The organism is Coleofasciculus sp. FACHB-712 (assembly GCF_014695635.1).
In the GTDB taxonomy this organism is placed as follows: domain Bacteria; phylum Cyanobacteriota; class Cyanobacteriia; order Cyanobacteriales; family FACHB-T130; genus FACHB-T130.
This window is the reverse complement of sequence record NZ_JACJOQ010000071.1, coordinates 1-13,257: the sequence shown is the minus strand read 5'-3', so window position 1 is coordinate 13,257 and position 13,257 is coordinate 1. Positions and strand designations below refer to the sequence as shown.

Below are 13,257 nucleotides of genomic sequence, written 5' to 3'. Positions count from 1 at the left end.
GACCTCAAGCAGATTACCAATCTCACACCCGAACGACGGAAAATTCTCCGCTTTTTGGGAACCGATGCCAGTCGTTATTATCAACTCTGTTGACCTAACAGCTTGATTTGGCGTAGGTTGCCGTTGACTCCTATTTCAAAAAATCTCTTTGACTCTACCCAGAACCTGCGGAATGTAGGTTGAAAGCCAGCTTGCTTCTATCTGCAATCTCTTGTAGTCCATTTAACTGTAGGGAAGATGTTGCTGGAGTTGTAATACTGTGTTTACAAAGACTGTGCAAACACATTGTGAAATGCTATAACCGACCTAAGTGCGGATCGTTGGTATGCGATCGCCTTCTTCCTTATCTATCCGTAAGCCGTTAACTGGACAGTTGTCTTCTGGATCTGGAGTTGCACGACAAGCGAGGCAGACCATCCAGCAGACCGCTAAATTTTTTTGGCACAATTGCTAGACAAGTTGTAACAAATCGTTTATAGTTAACGATTGTGATCAAAATTCGAGCAGCTATTGCCGCTGAAGTTGAAATCGAGTCCAGGGACAGCACGCCTTCCGAGTGAAAAACTATTGAGTCTTTCTCATAAGAGGTTAGTGCCCCCAGCGAGCGTAAAGCAACAGAGACATCGATTTCAGGATTAGCGACGATCTAGAAGGTTTCTTGAGAAGAACCCTTTTCAGCCGGAAAAAGCCCTTTCGCTTTCTCGGATACTGGATGGCTTGCCACCTAAGTCCCCGCGAATATAGGCAACGCGCTTCTAGCGCTTACCCGACCGTCGAATAGCTTCATCCCAGCTAAAGAAAAAGCCTAAATTAGGCTGACTTGAAAGCTTGCCTCTCTCAATCCGAGGATGCGCCCCAGCTGGCTGGTTTGATAACAACGTTTGTTGGAGCAAGCGGATTTACGAAATACTCGTAATCCCGCCTCTTTGTACTGTGTAAAAAGGAGAGACCAGAAAGCCGTGTCTGTTGGTATCCTCGGCACCAAACTCGGCATGACCCAAATATTTGACGAAACAGGAAAAGCAATTCCTGTGACGGTCATTCAAGCAGGGCCATGCACCGTTACGCAAATTAAAACCAAAGCAACAGATGGCTATACTGCCGTCCAGCTTGGTTATAAAGAAGTCAAACCCAAGAGTTTGAACAAGCCTGAATTGGGTCACTTGGCAAAATCAAGCGCTCCTCCCTTGAAAAAACTGCGAGAGTATCGCTTTGAGAATGTGGGAGAGTTTGAACTAGGGCAAGAACTCAAACCAGATATTTTTACTGCGGGTCAAATTGTGGATGTAATCGGCACAAGCATTGGAAAAGGCTTCGCCGGTTATCAAAAACGCCACAACTTTAAGCGAGGGCCTATGTCCCACGGTTCCAAAAACCACCGTCTACCTGGTTCGATCGGCCCTGGAACCACACCGGGGCGTGTTTATCCCGGTAAGCGGATGGCAGGTCGTCTAGGTGGTACGCGCGTTACCGTTCGCAAATTGACAGTAGTGCGGGTAGACGCAGAACGCAATTTACTACTGATCAAAGGAGCGGTTCCTGGTAAGCCAGGGGCGCTGGTTAATATTGTTCCTGCCAAGAAAGTAGGTCGAAAGTAGTCATTTTCTAAGGTCAGGCTGGCTAATCGCTAAGAGCTTTTGATACTTAGCAATCTTCAATTAGCAATTAGCAATTAGCAACGAACAAAGGACAACGGATATGGTTAACTGTGTAGTACGAAACTGGAACGGGGAAGAGGTCGGACAGGCAACTCTAGAATTAAAAGTTGCTAAAGAAGAGAATGCGGCTCATATCGTCCACCGAGCCTTAGTAAGGCAACAGGCGAATGCTCGTCAAGGCACAGCCAGCACCAAAACCCGCGCGGAAGTTAGGGGGGGAGGTCGTAAGCCTTGGCGTCAAAAAGGGACGGGTCGCGCTCGTGCTGGGTCGATTCGTTCACCACTGTGGCGAGGCGGCGGTGTCATCTTTGGTCCCAAGCCAAGAGACTATGATACAAAGATGAACCGGAAGGAACGGCGTTTAGCACTGAGAACCGCCTTCTTTAGCCGAGCTGAAGACATGATTGTGGTGGAGGAATTTGCTGACAAGTTGCCTCGGCCTAAGACTAAAGAATTGGTAGAAGCGATCGCACGTTGGGGCGTCCAACCAGATTCTAAAGTCCTGCTGATCCTAGCTGAACGGGAAGAAAACGTTTATTTGTCAGCCCGGAACGTTGCCAAAATGAAGATCATCCCTGCCACCCAATTGAATATCTTTGACCTGTTGGCAGCTGACAAAATCGTGACAACGCCATCCGCCCTTGCCAAAATTCAGGAGGTTTACAGTGAGTCAGTATAACCCCCGCGAACTTGCGGATCTGGTGTATCGACCGATCGTAACTGAAAAGGCAACTCTGCTGATGGAGCAGAACAAGTATGTCTTTGAAGTTGTTCCCAAAGCGACTAAGCCAGAAATTAAAGCAGCAATTGAAGACCTGTTTAAAGTAAAGGTTGTGAGTGTGAACACCCTTCGCCTACCGCGCAAAAAGCGTCGCGTCGGCAAATTTGCAGGGTTTAAGCCTCAGTACAAGCGAGCAATTGTAACTCTGGCAAGCGGAGAGACCATTACCCTCTTCCCAGAAGTTTAATAAGTTGGAAAGTTGGAAAGTTGAAATTTTAAATTTTAACTAATTTCAACCATCTCAACGGAAAGCCGCCCTACAAGCGTCTTCAAACTTCAACCTTCAAACCTCTTTTTTAAGTTATGGGCATCCGTTCTTATCGGCCTTATACTCCCAGTACTCGTCAAGTTACCATTTCGGACTTTGCCGAAGTTACGCGGAGTGAGCCGGAAAAGTCACTAACCTACACAAAGCATCGCCCCAAAGGTCGAAACAATCGTGGGGTGATTACTAGCCGCCGTCGGGGTGGTGGTCATAAACAACTCTATCGGGAAATCGATTTTCGCCGCGATAAGCGCAATATCCCGGCAAAAGTGGCAACCATTGAGTACGATCCAAATCGTAATGCCCGGATTGCCCTGGTTTATTACCAGGATGGCGAAAAGCGGTATATTCTTCACCCAGTCGGCTTAACCGTCGGTACAGTTATCACTGCTGGCCCAGACGCCCCAATTGAAATTGGCAACGCATTACCATTAAGCAAAATTCCGTTAGGAACTGCCGTTCACAACGTAGAACTGACTGCTGGACGGGGCGGGCAAATTGTTCGCGCTGCTGGTGCCACTGCACAAGTAGTCGCTAAAGAAGGCGACTATGTCACTATCAAGCTACCCTCCGGTGAAGTCCGCATGATCCGCCGCGAGTGCTACGCTACCATCGGACAAGTCGGCAATGTTGAGCATCGCAACTTGAGTGCTGGTAAAGCTGGTCGCAATCGCTGGAAGGGACGCCGTCCGAAGGTAAGAGGCAGTGTCATGAACCCAGTCGATCACCCACATGGCGGTGGTGAGGGACGGGCACCAATTGGTAGAAGTGGACCAGTCACACCTTGGGGTAAGCCAACTTTAGGTGCTAAGACCCGTAAGCGGAACAAGCCAAGCAATAAATTAATTGTCCGGCGTCGTCGCAAATCTTCTAAGCGAGGTCGGGGCGGTCGGGAGTCCTAGGATTTTAGATTTTGGATTTTAGATTAGCAATACGTCCAAAATCCAAAATCCAAGATCCAAAAATCCAGAAGTAATTGGGGTTATTTGAACTATGGGTCGTTCTCTTAAAAAAGGTCCTTTTGTTGCGGACCATTTGTTGAAAAAGATTGAAAATTTGAATGCTAGGGGCGATAAGCAGGTTATTAAAACTTGGTCTCGTGCTTCAACTGTATTGCCGCAAATGGTAGGTCACACCATCGCGGTTCATAACGGGCGGACTCACGTGCCAGTTTACGTCACCGAGCAAATGGTAGGGCATAAGTTGGGAGAATTCGCTCCAACTCGCACCTTCCGGGGACACTCGAAAGATTCCAAGGCAAAGAGGTAATTTTGAAGTTTGGGTTTTGAGATTATTCAGAATTCCAAATTCAAAATTATTAAAAGGGAGAAATCTATGGCAGTTGATACTACAGAAGAAGTGAAAGCGATCGCGCGATACATCCGGATGTCTCCCCACAAGGTGCGCCGGGTTCTCGACCAAATTCGGGGACGCTCCTATCGGGAAGCACTGATCGTTCTGGAATTTATGCCCTATCGGGCTTGCGATCCCGTCCGCAAGGTACTGCGCTCAGCAGCCGCCAATGCCGAACATAATGCCGGTTTAGACCCTGCAAGATTAGTGGTTTCTAAGGCTTATGCCGACCAAGGCTCAACCTTGAAGCGCTTCCGGCCCCGCGCTCAAGGTCGTGCATATCAAATTCGTAAACCAACGTGTCATATCACCGTAGCTGTTGCACAAGCAGCAGCAGATGAATAACACTACTTTGGCTAAGCGCTAATTGTCAGAAACAAGCTTTTGAACAATTAGCAATTAGCAATTAGCTGATTTAAGAGGACGCATTCGTGGGACAGAAAATTCATCCAATTGGTTTTCGGCTGGGGATTACCCAAGAACATCGCTCCCGTTGGTTTGCGGATGCTAAGCGCTACCCAGAACTCCTGCAAGAAGACCACACTATTCGGCAGGTCGTAGAGAAAAAACTCAGTAACGCTGGTATCTCCCAAGTACGGATTGAGCGTAAAGCCGATCAAATTGACTTAGAAATCCACACAGCTCGACCGGGTGTTGTGGTAGGTCGCGGTGGTACTGGCATTGAAGTATTACGCGGCGATCTTCAAGAAGCTTTAGGCGGTGGCAATCGTCAAATTCGGATCAACGTGATCGAAGTAGCACGGGTAGATGCCGACGCCGGACTGATTGCTGAGTATATTGCCCAACAGTTAGAGCGAAGAGTTTCCTTCCGGCGCGTCGTGCGTCAGGCGATTCAACGTGCCCAACGCGCTGAAGTCCAGGGAATTAAAGTACAAGTCAGCGGACGGTTAAACGGGGCGGAAATTGCCCGAACCGAGTGGACAAGGGAAGGCAGAGTTCCTCTGCATACTCTTCGAGCCAACATTGACTACGCTTACCGCACTGCCAAAACTATTTACGGCATTCTTGGCGTTAAAGTTTGGATCTTCAAAGGTGAAGTGATTCCTGGTCAGGAAGAAATTCCGGCTCCTAACAACGCTCAGCCTAGACGTCGTCAACAGCGTCGTCGCCAGCAATTTGAAGACCGCTCTAATGAATAGGTTGATAGGTAATCGGTAATCGGTAATGGGTAATCAAAAAGAAAACGCCCAATTACCAGTTACCAATTACTAATTACCAATTATCAATTACCCATTACCAAGTCATGTTAAGTCCCAGAAGAACAAAATTTCGCAAACAGCAGCGCGGGCGGATGAACGGTTTGGCAACTCGCGGCAGTAGCCTAAACTTCGGTGACTTTGGCCTCCAATCCACAGAACCTTCTTGGATTACCTCCCGTCAAATTGAAGCCAGCCGCCGAGCCATGACCCGCTACATCCGTCGGGGTGGAAAAATCTGGATTCGGATCTTCCCCGATAAACCAGTTACAATGCGCCCTGCTGAAACCCGTATGGGTTCTGGTAAAGGTTCGCCGGAATTTTGGGTAGCTGTCGTGAAGCCAGGCCGGATCTTGTTTGAGATTGCCGGGGTTCCTGAAGAAACCGCCAGGGAGGCGATGCGTCTAGCTTCCCACAAGTTGCCAATTAAGACGAAGTTCATCACTCGTGAAGAAGAAGGGACTGTGTGAGTTATGGCTCTGCCCAAGATAGAAGAAGCCAGAAATTTAGGCGATCGAGAACTGGCTGAAGAAATTTTAGCTGTCAAGCGTCAGCTGTTTGATTTACGGCTGCAACAGGCAACCCGACGCTTAGAAAAGTTACACCAGTTCAAGCATACGAAGCATCGTTTAGGTCAGCTCCTAACCGTAGAAGGGGAGCGGCAACGGGCTGCAAAGGCTCAAAAGCCACAACCAGATGCAACATCCGAGGAGTAGACCCCAATGGCAGTTAAAGAACGAGTTGGCTTGGTCGTCAGCGACAAGATGCAAAAGACCGTAGTGGTTGCCGTCGAGAACCGCTCGCCGCACCCCAAGTACGGAAAAATTGTAGTGCGTACAAAGCGTTACAAAGCTCACGATGAAGAAAATCAGTGCAAGGTAGGCGATCGCGTCCGGATTTCCGAAACACGTCCTCTAAGCCGCACCAAACGATGGGCAGTCGCTGAAATTCTCAACCGTGAGGTTCAATAAGTAAAGTTATGAGTTTTGAGTTTGTAAAGGCGGGTTCATCGAAAATTTCGATTTGACACCGATATTTAATGAGGTAAACCCGTCAGTAACAAGTTTTAAGCGGAAATCTAACGAAAGAATGTCGGGAATAAAAATCAAACTTCTTACGTTCTTTCTTTTGCTAAAACTTAAAACTTACAGCTCAAAACTATTATTCAAAACTTACGCATCCGAAGCTAAGAACTATGATTCAGCCCCAATCTTACCTTAATGTCGCAGACAACAGCGGCGCTCGTAAATTGATGTGCATCCGCGTCTTAGGTGCCAGTGGCCGACGCTATGCCGGTGTTGGCGACGTAATCATTGCGGTCGTCAAAGATGCCATTCCCAATATGGCGGTTAAAAAGTCGGATGTTGTGCGAGCTGTGATTGTCCGTACCCGAAAAAATATGCGCCGGGACAGCGGTATGAGTATTCGCTTCGATGATAACGCCGCCGTCATCATCAACGCAGATGGCAACCCTAGAGGGACGCGCGTTTTTGGGCCAGTTGCACGCGAGCTGCGCGACAAAAACTTCACCAAAATTGTTTCTCTAGCTCCGGAGGTACTCTAATGGCCGCAAAAAAACAGTCTAAAAGAAACGGGACGAAGCTTCCCCAGCGCTATAAAATGCATGTCAAAAAAGGCGACACAGTACAAGTGATTGCCGGTCGTGATAAAGGCAAGGTTGGTGAAATTTTGCGGACGCTTCCCCAAGAAAGTCGGGTAATTGTCAAAGGCATCAACATTAAAACCAAGCACGTTAAACCTCAACAAGAAGGTGAATCCGGTCAAATCGTGACAGTAGAGGCACCAATCCATAGCTCTAACGTGATGCTTTACTCGGCTCAACAAAAGATTGCCAGTCGCATTTGCTACACCTTGAATGAAGAAGGACGCAAAGTGCGGATGCTCAAAAAAACGGGTGAAATTATTGATTAAATAGTTGTTAGTTACAGCATATTGCTAATTACTAACTGCTATTTCCCCTGACCAAGCCCAGGGATATTAAGGAAAAAACAATGACACAAAAACTGAAAACGCTGTACCAAGATACGATCGTTCCTAAACTGATGACTCAGTTTAATTACACGAATACCCATCAGGTACCCAAAGTCATAAAGGTTACGGTTAATCGAGGTCTAGGTGAGGCTTCTACCAACGCTAAAGCGTTGGAATCTTCCCTTGCTGAAATTGCCAAAATTACGGGTCAAAAACCAGTAGTGACGCGGGCGAAAAAGGCGATCGCTGGATTTAAACTTCGCCAAGGGATGCCAGTCGGCGTGATGGTGACTCTGCGGGCGGATCGGATGTATGCCTTTCTCGACCGATTAATTAACCTGTCCTTGCCACGGATTCGGGACTTTCGCGGCATTAGTCCCAAGAGCTTTGATGGTCGGGGAAATTACAGCCTAGGCATTAGAGAACAGCTGATATTTCCAGAAATCGAATACGACAGCATCGACCAAATTCGGGGCATGGACATTTCCATTATTACTACAGCAAATACCGACGAAGAAGGCCGCGCCTTGCTAAAAGAAATGGGAATGCCTTTCCGGGATCAATGAGGCAGTCAAAATAAGGAGGGAATAATGGCGGCAAACGACACAATTTCAGATATGCTGACTCGCATTCGGAATGCGAATCTGGCGCGGCACCAAACAACAGAAATACCAGCGACAAAGATGACTCGCAGTATTGCCAAAGTTCTCAGGGAGGAAGGCTTTATTGCTGAATTTGAAGAAGTTGGCGAAGGGATTAAGCAACACTTGCTAATTTCTCTAAAGTACAAAGGCAAAAACCGTCAACCGATTATTAATACCTTGAAGCGGGTTAGCAAACCTGGTCTGCGGGTCTACTCTAACCGCAAAGAACTACCCCGCGTGCTGGGCGGTATCGGAATTGCGATCATTTCTACCTCCAGCGGCATTATGACTGACCGGGAAGCACGGCGTCAGGGTGTAGGTGGAGAAGTGCTTTGCTACATCTGGTAGATAAGCTAATAGCTATTAGTTATTAGCTATTAGCTCGATTGGCTGGTAGGTTTCAAAAACCTAGAAAAGCACAGACTTTCGGACTCACCGATAGACCAAAAGCTAACAGCTAACAGCTAACGGCTAACGGCTAATTGATTAGGAGGATTAAGTCATGTCTCGTATTGGCAAACGCCCTATTAATATTCCTGCTAAGGTACAAGTCTCGATCGACGGGCAACATGTTGCAGTGAAAGGGCCTAAAGGAGAACTATCCAGGGTTCTACCATCTGAGGTGAGTATAGAGCAGGAGGGAGAAACGATCTTGGTCAAGCGGCGGGATGAATCTCGCGCAGCTCGTCAACGCCACGGTCTTTCTCGTACTCTGATTGCCAACATGGTCGATGGAGTTTCCCAAGGATTTCAGCGTCGTCTAGAAATCCAGGGAGTCGGTTATCGTGCGGCAGTTCAAGGTCGCAATCTGATTCTGAGCGTGGGTTACAGTCATCCAGTTCAGATTGAACCTCCCGACGGTGTTCAAATGGCCGTAGAAAACAACACAAATGTAGTTGTAAGCGGCATTGATAAAGAAATCGTAGGAAATATCGCTGCTCGAATCCGTGCTGTCCGTCCACCGGAAGTTTACAAGGGTAAAGGCATTCGCTATGCGGGTGAAGTCGTAAGACGTAAAGCTGGAAAGGCAGGTAAGAAGTAAAGATGAAGCTAACTCGTAAAGAACTAATTCAACGTCGCCATCACCGGGTGCGGCGTAAGGTAAATGGCAGTAGTGAGCGTCCTCGGTTAGCTGTCTTTCGATCCAATCAGCACATTTATGTCCAGGTAATTGACGACACTCAACAACGTACTCTTGCCTGTGCCTCAACTTTGGAACCGGATCTAAAATCACAGTTAACAACAGGAGCTTCCTGTGCCGCCTCTGTTGAGGTAGGCAAGTTAATTGCTCAGCGAGCGATCGCTCAAGGCATTTCGAGGGTTGTCTTTGACCGAGGCGGCAACCTTTATCACGGTCGAATCAAAGCCCTGGCTGACGCTGCTCGCGAAGCTGGGTTGGATTTCTAAAGACAAGCATGCAAAAGGCAAAAGTAAAAAGAAAGAAGTTTTTATGTTCATATTTCTACCTTTGATTTCTCTTTCTTTTGCCTTTTTACATTTTTAGTTTTTACTTTCACTCTCAAGGTTCAGGATAAAACTATGGCAAAAGAGCGTCGGAAAAGTTCTGCGCGTCGGGAAAAAGAAATCACCTTTCAAGAACGGGTGATCCAGATCCGTCGTGTTAGTAAGGTCGTCAAAGGCGGTAAAAAACTCAGCTTCCGCGCGATCGTTGTCATTGGCAATGAGCGCGGTCAAGTTGGCGTCGGCGTTGGCAAAGCAAGTGATGTAATTGGAGCTGTTCGTAAAGGCGTTGCCGATGGCAAAAAACACTTAATTGACATCCCCTTGACCAAGGCAAATTCTATCCCCCATCCTATTAACGGAGCCGGGGGTGGTGCCCAAGTGATGATGCGACCCGCAGCTCCAGGAACGGGCGTTATTGCCGGTGGTGCTGTACGTACTGTGCTGGAGTTAGCAGGTGTGCGTAACATCTTGGCAAAACAGCTGGGTTCTAATAACCCCTTGAACAATGCTAGAGCTGCCGTGAATGCTCTTTCCACCTTGCGTACATTTTCTGAAGTGGCTGAAGAACGCGGGATTCCTATCGAAAATCTCTACGCCTAAATTTAGCCATCAGCGATTAGCTATTAGTGACTCTCAGTTTAAAGGCAACTTTAATATCTTGGACAAACAACAAAACACTAACAGCTAATAGCTTCCCCAAAAAATAAGTCGTCAATCCTCAAGGTCAAGCGAATGAGATTAGAAGATGCAGTTCCTAAAAAAGGCTCAAAGAAGCGCCGCCGACGCATTGGACGAGGTATAGCAGCTGGTCAAGGTGCCAGTGGTGGCTTTGGGATGCGCGGTCAAAAATCTAGATCGGGGCGGGGCACACGACCCGGATTTGAAGGCGGACAAATGCCACTGTACCGTCGCCTGCCTAAGTTAAAGCACTTTACGGTCATTAATCGTAAGCAATACACTACGATCAACGTAAGTAAGCTGGCATCACTCCCTGCTAACACGGAAGTGACTCTAGACTCATTGATGGAGTCTGGCATTCTCACCGCAAATCATGGTTCTCTGAAAATCCTCGGTGACGGTGAACTGAATGTGGCTCTGAACGTAAAAGCAGCAGCTTTCACTAGCTCGGCTCGCAGCAAGATTGAAGCCGCTGGTGGCAGTTGTGAAGTTGTTGCTGCCCGTGCCCATAAGGGTTAAACATATTGCATGCCAGCGTCTCTTGCTCATCGTTGAGGTATTCCTTACATGGTCGTTAGTCGAGACAAAAGCCCAACTGCTCAGGAAACCTTTGCACAGATGGCTCAAGCAGCCGGTCTTAGAGGTCGGCTGCTTCTCACCATCGGCTTGCTGATTTTAGTTCGCATTGGCATCTTTTTGCCAGTACCGGGAATTGACCGGGCTAGGTTTGCTCAAGATATTCAAAATAACCAATTAATTGGATTTCTGGACATCTTCTCTGGGGGCGGAATTACCGCCTTGGGGATTTTTGCTCTAGGGATTTTGCCCTATATCAATGCCTCCATCATTATCCAATTACTAACAGCTGCCATTCCTTCTTTGGAAAAATTGCAGAAGGATGAAGGAGAAGCTGGAAGGCGAAAAATCTCTCAGATTACTCGCTATGTAGCGCTGGGAGGGGCTTTGATTCAAACTAGCTTCATTGCGGTATGGCTTGAACGCTATGCAACAAACGTTCGGGGACCCCTGTTTATCGCGGAGACTGCACTCGCTCTAACCGCTGGTTCAATGTTTGTTATGTGGGTGTCAGAGCTGATTACCGAGCGGGGGGTTGGTAACGGCGCTTCTTTGTTGATTTTCATCAATATTGTTGCAGTTCTACCTAAATCCCTTGGGCAAACTATTAATTATGCCCAGGTTGACAATCGCAATGTAGGACCCGTGATCATTCTGCTGCTAGTTTTCCTAGTCATGATCTTGGGAATTGTGTTTGTGCAGGAGGGAACCAGGCGGATTCCGATTATTTCGGCACGCCGACAGGTAGGTAAACGACTCTACCGGGAAAGGACGAGCTACCTGCCTTTGCGGCTGAACCAGGGTGGAGTTATGCCGATCATTTTTGCCTCTTCCGTTCTAATTTTCCCAGGTTTCCTAGCTCAGATGACTCAAAATACGGGCAATAATCCGGTCTTGAGTCAAATACATCAAGTTCTCAATCAAGTTGCGAATGCTCTAAATCCCAATAGTCAGACGCCCGGAGTTTATGAGGTCGTTTATCTGATCTTGATTCTGTTTTTCAGCTACTTTTACGCATCTTTGATTGTAAATCCTGTGGATTTATCACAGAACTTGAAAAAGATGGGAGCCAGCATACCTGGCATCCGTCCAGGTCGGGCTACTAGCGATTACGTGGAAGGAGTTTTGAATCGGCTAACTTTCTTAGGCGCTATCTTTTTGGGATTAGTGGCAATTGTGCCCACAATTGTAGAAAGAGCCACCGGCATTACAACTTTTCAAGGGCTGGGAGCTACTTCTTTGCTGATTTTGGTGGGCGTGGCAATTGATACAGCAAAGCAAATCCAAACCTATGTCATTTCCCAGCGCTATGAAGGAATGGTGAAGCAGTAGTGACGCGATTGATTTTTTTGGGGCCGCCAGGAGCAGGGAAGGGAACTCAGGCACATATCCTCGCTCAAGAGCTGGAAATTCCTCATGTTTCCACGGGTGATATCTTGAGAAATGCCAAGGCGGCTGGAACTGAACTCGGTTTGAAGGCGAAGTCCTATATGGATCGAGGTGAGTTGGTTCCCGATGCTTTGATATTGGATTTGGTGCGCGATCGCTTGACCCAAACAGATGCCCAACCTGGTTGGATTTTAGATGGTTTCCCCCGTAACGTCTCTCAGGCAACTTTTCTGGATGAATTGTTGCAAAAATTAGACCAAGTCTCCGATTACGTTCTCAATCTGGAAGTTGCGGACGAAGTTTTGGTAGATCGGATGCTGGAACGAGGTCGCAAGCAAGGACGAACGGATGATACAGAAGAAGTCATTCGTCATCGTTTGGAAGTTTATCGCAACCAAACGGCTCCGCTAATTGATTTCTACAAGCAGCGCCAACAGTTGGTTTCAATTGATGGCGATCGCTCTCTAGAGGAAGTTACTTCCGCACTCAAACAAGTTGTTCATTCTTGACAGGAGCGGGTGCGATCTCCCAATGTCAGGGGTCAGTTCGTTGCCAATCTACTTTCCGACTGGCGGCTGGGACTGACCCCCAACCTGATGAAGTAAATTTTTGATAAAATATGTTAATAAGACCTTGACTGTCAGTCAGGGGAATGAGCTGTGAATGACAGTAGGCAAGCTGAAGAATTGAGGAAAAGGATAACTTGGCTAAACAAGATTTAATTGAAATGGAAGGCACGGTAACAGAATCCCTGCCTAATGCAATGTTTCGCGTTGATTTAGACAATGGGTTTAATGTATTAGCCCATATTTCCGGGAAAATCCGCCGGAATTACATCAAGATTCTACCGGGCGATCGCGTCAAAGTGGAACTCACCCCATACGACCTAACCAAAGGCAGAATAACTTACCGGCTACGCAACAAAAAGTAGTTGCCAAAAAAAGCGACTCGCTCGTTTTTAAAAGCTTGTGCTATGAAAAACTTCATCAATTAGATGAACTTTTAAATACACTTAAAAAGTGATATAATGTAGAGCTTGCAATGTAGCCAAAATAGGCATGAAAGTTCGAGCATCAGTCCGAAAAATTTGCGAAAAATGCCGCGTCATTCGGCGGCGCGGTCGAGTCATGGTGATTTGTTCTAACCCAAAACACAAGCAACGCCAAGGTTAACTCAACCCGATCCTCAGGACAAGTTTATAGCACTAAAAGCAAGACTAGGGAGACAACAAGCGTGGCAC

General features: G+C 47.3%; 22 protein-coding genes. All 22 read left to right on the top strand.

Annotated features, from left to right (window positions below; all coding sequences use genetic code 11):
* Positions 1 to 959: 959 nt before the first annotated feature.
* The 22 genes from rplC (at position 960) to rpmJ (ending at position 13,189) form a co-directional block, all read left to right on the top strand.
* Complete coding sequence (gene rplC / locus H6F50_RS01755) at positions 960 to 1,598, top strand: 50S ribosomal protein L3 (protein WP_190411899.1); 639 nt, start codon at positions 960 to 962, stop codon at positions 1,596 to 1,598.
* A 100-nt stretch (positions 1,599 to 1,698) separates the two neighbouring features.
* The gene (rplD, locus tag H6F50_RS01750; RefSeq protein WP_190411898.1) at positions 1,699 to 2,337 is read left to right on the top strand and encodes a 50S ribosomal protein L4; all 639 of its coding nucleotides are present in this window, start codon (positions 1,699 to 1,701) and stop codon (positions 2,335 to 2,337) included.
* On the top strand, positions 2,324 to 2,626 hold the full coding sequence (locus H6F50_RS01745; RefSeq protein ID WP_190411897.1) for a 50S ribosomal protein L23: 303 nt from the start codon (positions 2,324 to 2,326) through the stop codon (positions 2,624 to 2,626). The genes rplD and H6F50_RS01745 overlap by 14 nt, the downstream gene beginning before the upstream one ends.
* A gap of 116 nt (positions 2,627 to 2,742) precedes the next feature.
* On the top strand, positions 2,743 to 3,606 hold the full coding sequence (rplB, locus tag H6F50_RS01740; protein WP_190411896.1) for a 50S ribosomal protein L2: 864 nt from the start codon (positions 2,743 to 2,745) through the stop codon (positions 3,604 to 3,606).
* 91 nt (positions 3,607 to 3,697) lie between these two features.
* Positions 3,698 to 3,973, top strand: coding sequence for a 30S ribosomal protein S19 (rpsS, locus tag H6F50_RS01735; RefSeq protein ID WP_190411895.1), 276 nt, complete (start codon positions 3,698 to 3,700; stop codon positions 3,971 to 3,973).
* 66 nt (positions 3,974 to 4,039) lie between these two features.
* Complete coding sequence (gene rplV / locus H6F50_RS01730; RefSeq protein ID WP_190411894.1) at positions 4,040 to 4,402, top strand: 50S ribosomal protein L22; 363 nt, start codon at positions 4,040 to 4,042, stop codon at positions 4,400 to 4,402.
* Positions 4,403 to 4,488: 86 nt separating this feature from the next.
* The gene (gene rpsC, locus H6F50_RS01725; RefSeq protein ID WP_190411893.1) at positions 4,489 to 5,217 is read left to right on the top strand and encodes a 30S ribosomal protein S3; all 729 of its coding nucleotides are present in this window, start codon (positions 4,489 to 4,491) and stop codon (positions 5,215 to 5,217) included.
* A 104-nt stretch (positions 5,218 to 5,321) separates the two neighbouring features.
* Positions 5,322 to 5,744, top strand: coding sequence for a 50S ribosomal protein L16 (gene rplP / locus H6F50_RS01720; protein WP_190411892.1), 423 nt, complete (start codon positions 5,322 to 5,324; stop codon positions 5,742 to 5,744).
* A 3-nt stretch (positions 5,745 to 5,747) separates the two neighbouring features.
* Positions 5,748 to 5,990, top strand: coding sequence for a 50S ribosomal protein L29 (gene rpmC / locus H6F50_RS01715; protein WP_190411891.1), 243 nt, complete (start codon positions 5,748 to 5,750; stop codon positions 5,988 to 5,990).
* 6 nt (positions 5,991 to 5,996) lie between these two features.
* Positions 5,997 to 6,245, top strand: coding sequence for a 30S ribosomal protein S17 (gene rpsQ / locus H6F50_RS01710; RefSeq protein ID WP_190411890.1), 249 nt, complete (start codon positions 5,997 to 5,999; stop codon positions 6,243 to 6,245).
* A gap of 224 nt (positions 6,246 to 6,469) precedes the next feature.
* Positions 6,470 to 6,838 (top strand): 50S ribosomal protein L14, encoded by a 369-nt coding sequence (gene rplN, locus H6F50_RS01705; protein WP_190411889.1) that lies wholly within the window; start codon positions 6,470 to 6,472, stop codon positions 6,836 to 6,838.
* On the top strand, positions 6,838 to 7,206 hold the full coding sequence (gene rplX / locus H6F50_RS01700) for a 50S ribosomal protein L24 (RefSeq protein ID WP_242028859.1): 369 nt from the start codon (positions 6,838 to 6,840) through the stop codon (positions 7,204 to 7,206). Before rplN ends, rplX begins: the two co-directional genes overlap by 1 nt.
* 80 nt (positions 7,207 to 7,286) lie before the next feature.
* Positions 7,287 to 7,832: a 50S ribosomal protein L5 gene (gene rplE / locus H6F50_RS01695; RefSeq protein WP_190411887.1), complete on the top strand. Its 546-nt coding sequence runs from the start codon at positions 7,287 to 7,289 to the stop codon at positions 7,830 to 7,832.
* Between the two features lie 24 nt (positions 7,833 to 7,856).
* Positions 7,857 to 8,258, top strand: coding sequence for a 30S ribosomal protein S8 (rpsH, locus tag H6F50_RS01690; RefSeq protein ID WP_190411886.1), 402 nt, complete (start codon positions 7,857 to 7,859; stop codon positions 8,256 to 8,258).
* A gap of 154 nt (positions 8,259 to 8,412) precedes the next feature.
* Positions 8,413 to 8,952 (top strand): 50S ribosomal protein L6, encoded by a 540-nt coding sequence (rplF, locus tag H6F50_RS01685; RefSeq protein ID WP_190425627.1) that lies wholly within the window; start codon positions 8,413 to 8,415, stop codon positions 8,950 to 8,952.
* A gap of 2 nt (positions 8,953 to 8,954) precedes the next feature.
* Complete coding sequence (gene rplR / locus H6F50_RS01680; protein ID WP_190411884.1) at positions 8,955 to 9,317, top strand: 50S ribosomal protein L18; 363 nt, start codon at positions 8,955 to 8,957, stop codon at positions 9,315 to 9,317.
* A 132-nt stretch (positions 9,318 to 9,449) separates the two neighbouring features.
* The gene (gene rpsE, locus H6F50_RS01675; RefSeq protein ID WP_190411883.1) at positions 9,450 to 9,974 is read left to right on the top strand and encodes a 30S ribosomal protein S5; all 525 of its coding nucleotides are present in this window, start codon (positions 9,450 to 9,452) and stop codon (positions 9,972 to 9,974) included.
* 132 nt (positions 9,975 to 10,106) lie between these two features.
* Positions 10,107 to 10,571, top strand: a complete 465-nt coding sequence (rplO, locus tag H6F50_RS01670) for a 50S ribosomal protein L15 (RefSeq protein ID WP_190425624.1) — start codon at positions 10,107 to 10,109, stop codon at positions 10,569 to 10,571.
* A 48-nt stretch (positions 10,572 to 10,619) separates the two neighbouring features.
* Positions 10,620 to 11,960 carry a preprotein translocase subunit SecY gene (secY, locus tag H6F50_RS01665; protein WP_190411881.1) on the top strand — a complete coding sequence of 447 codons (1,341 nt, stop codon included), beginning with the start codon at positions 10,620 to 10,622 and terminating at the stop codon, positions 11,958 to 11,960.
* Positions 11,960 to 12,526, top strand: coding sequence for an adenylate kinase (locus H6F50_RS01660; protein WP_190425621.1), 567 nt, complete (start codon positions 11,960 to 11,962; stop codon positions 12,524 to 12,526). Before secY ends, H6F50_RS01660 begins: the two co-directional genes overlap by 1 nt.
* A gap of 194 nt (positions 12,527 to 12,720) precedes the next feature.
* Positions 12,721 to 12,948, top strand: a complete 228-nt coding sequence (infA, locus tag H6F50_RS01655; RefSeq protein ID WP_015203280.1) for a translation initiation factor IF-1 — start codon at positions 12,721 to 12,723, stop codon at positions 12,946 to 12,948.
* A 127-nt stretch (positions 12,949 to 13,075) separates the two neighbouring features.
* Complete coding sequence (gene rpmJ, locus H6F50_RS01650) at positions 13,076 to 13,189, top strand: 50S ribosomal protein L36 (RefSeq protein ID WP_071782548.1); 114 nt, start codon at positions 13,076 to 13,078, stop codon at positions 13,187 to 13,189.
* The last annotated feature ends 68 nt before the right edge of the window (positions 13,190 to 13,257 follow it).

Bases quoted from the DNA above. Each gene is read 5' to 3' on its own strand.
- rplX (WP_242028859.1), top strand. From the start codon at position 6,838: ATGGCCGCAAAAAAACAGTCTAAAAGAAACGGGACGAAGCTTCCCCAG.
- rplB (WP_190411896.1), top strand. From the start codon at position 2,743: ATGGGCATCCGTTCTTATCGGCCTTATACTCCCAGTACTCGTCAAGTT.
- rpmJ (WP_071782548.1), top strand. From the start codon at position 13,076: ATGAAAGTTCGAGCATCAGTCCGAAAAATTTGCGAAAAATGCCGCGTC.
- rpsS (WP_190411895.1), top strand. From the start codon at position 3,698: ATGGGTCGTTCTCTTAAAAAAGGTCCTTTTGTTGCGGACCATTTGTTG.
- rplN (WP_190411889.1), top strand. From the start codon at position 6,470: ATGATTCAGCCCCAATCTTACCTTAATGTCGCAGACAACAGCGGCGCT.
- rplD (WP_190411898.1), top strand. From the start codon at position 1,699: ATGGTTAACTGTGTAGTACGAAACTGGAACGGGGAAGAGGTCGGACAG.
- rpsH (WP_190411886.1), top strand. From the start codon at position 7,857: ATGGCGGCAAACGACACAATTTCAGATATGCTGACTCGCATTCGGAAT.
- secY (WP_190411881.1), top strand. From the start codon at position 10,620: ATGGTCGTTAGTCGAGACAAAAGCCCAACTGCTCAGGAAACCTTTGCA.
- rplV (WP_190411894.1), top strand. From the start codon at position 4,040: ATGGCAGTTGATACTACAGAAGAAGTGAAAGCGATCGCGCGATACATC.
- rplP (WP_190411892.1), top strand. From the start codon at position 5,322: ATGTTAAGTCCCAGAAGAACAAAATTTCGCAAACAGCAGCGCGGGCGG.
- rplR (WP_190411884.1), top strand. From the start codon at position 8,955: ATGAAGCTAACTCGTAAAGAACTAATTCAACGTCGCCATCACCGGGTG.
- rpsQ (WP_190411890.1), top strand. From the start codon at position 5,997: ATGGCAGTTAAAGAACGAGTTGGCTTGGTCGTCAGCGACAAGATGCAA.
- rplO (WP_190425624.1), top strand. From the start codon at position 10,107: ATGAGATTAGAAGATGCAGTTCCTAAAAAAGGCTCAAAGAAGCGCCGC.
- rplF (WP_190425627.1), top strand. From the start codon at position 8,413: ATGTCTCGTATTGGCAAACGCCCTATTAATATTCCTGCTAAGGTACAA.
- rpmC (WP_190411891.1), top strand. From the start codon at position 5,748: ATGGCTCTGCCCAAGATAGAAGAAGCCAGAAATTTAGGCGATCGAGAA.
- rpsE (WP_190411883.1), top strand. From the start codon at position 9,450: ATGGCAAAAGAGCGTCGGAAAAGTTCTGCGCGTCGGGAAAAAGAAATC.
- rplE (WP_190411887.1), top strand. From the start codon at position 7,287: ATGACACAAAAACTGAAAACGCTGTACCAAGATACGATCGTTCCTAAA.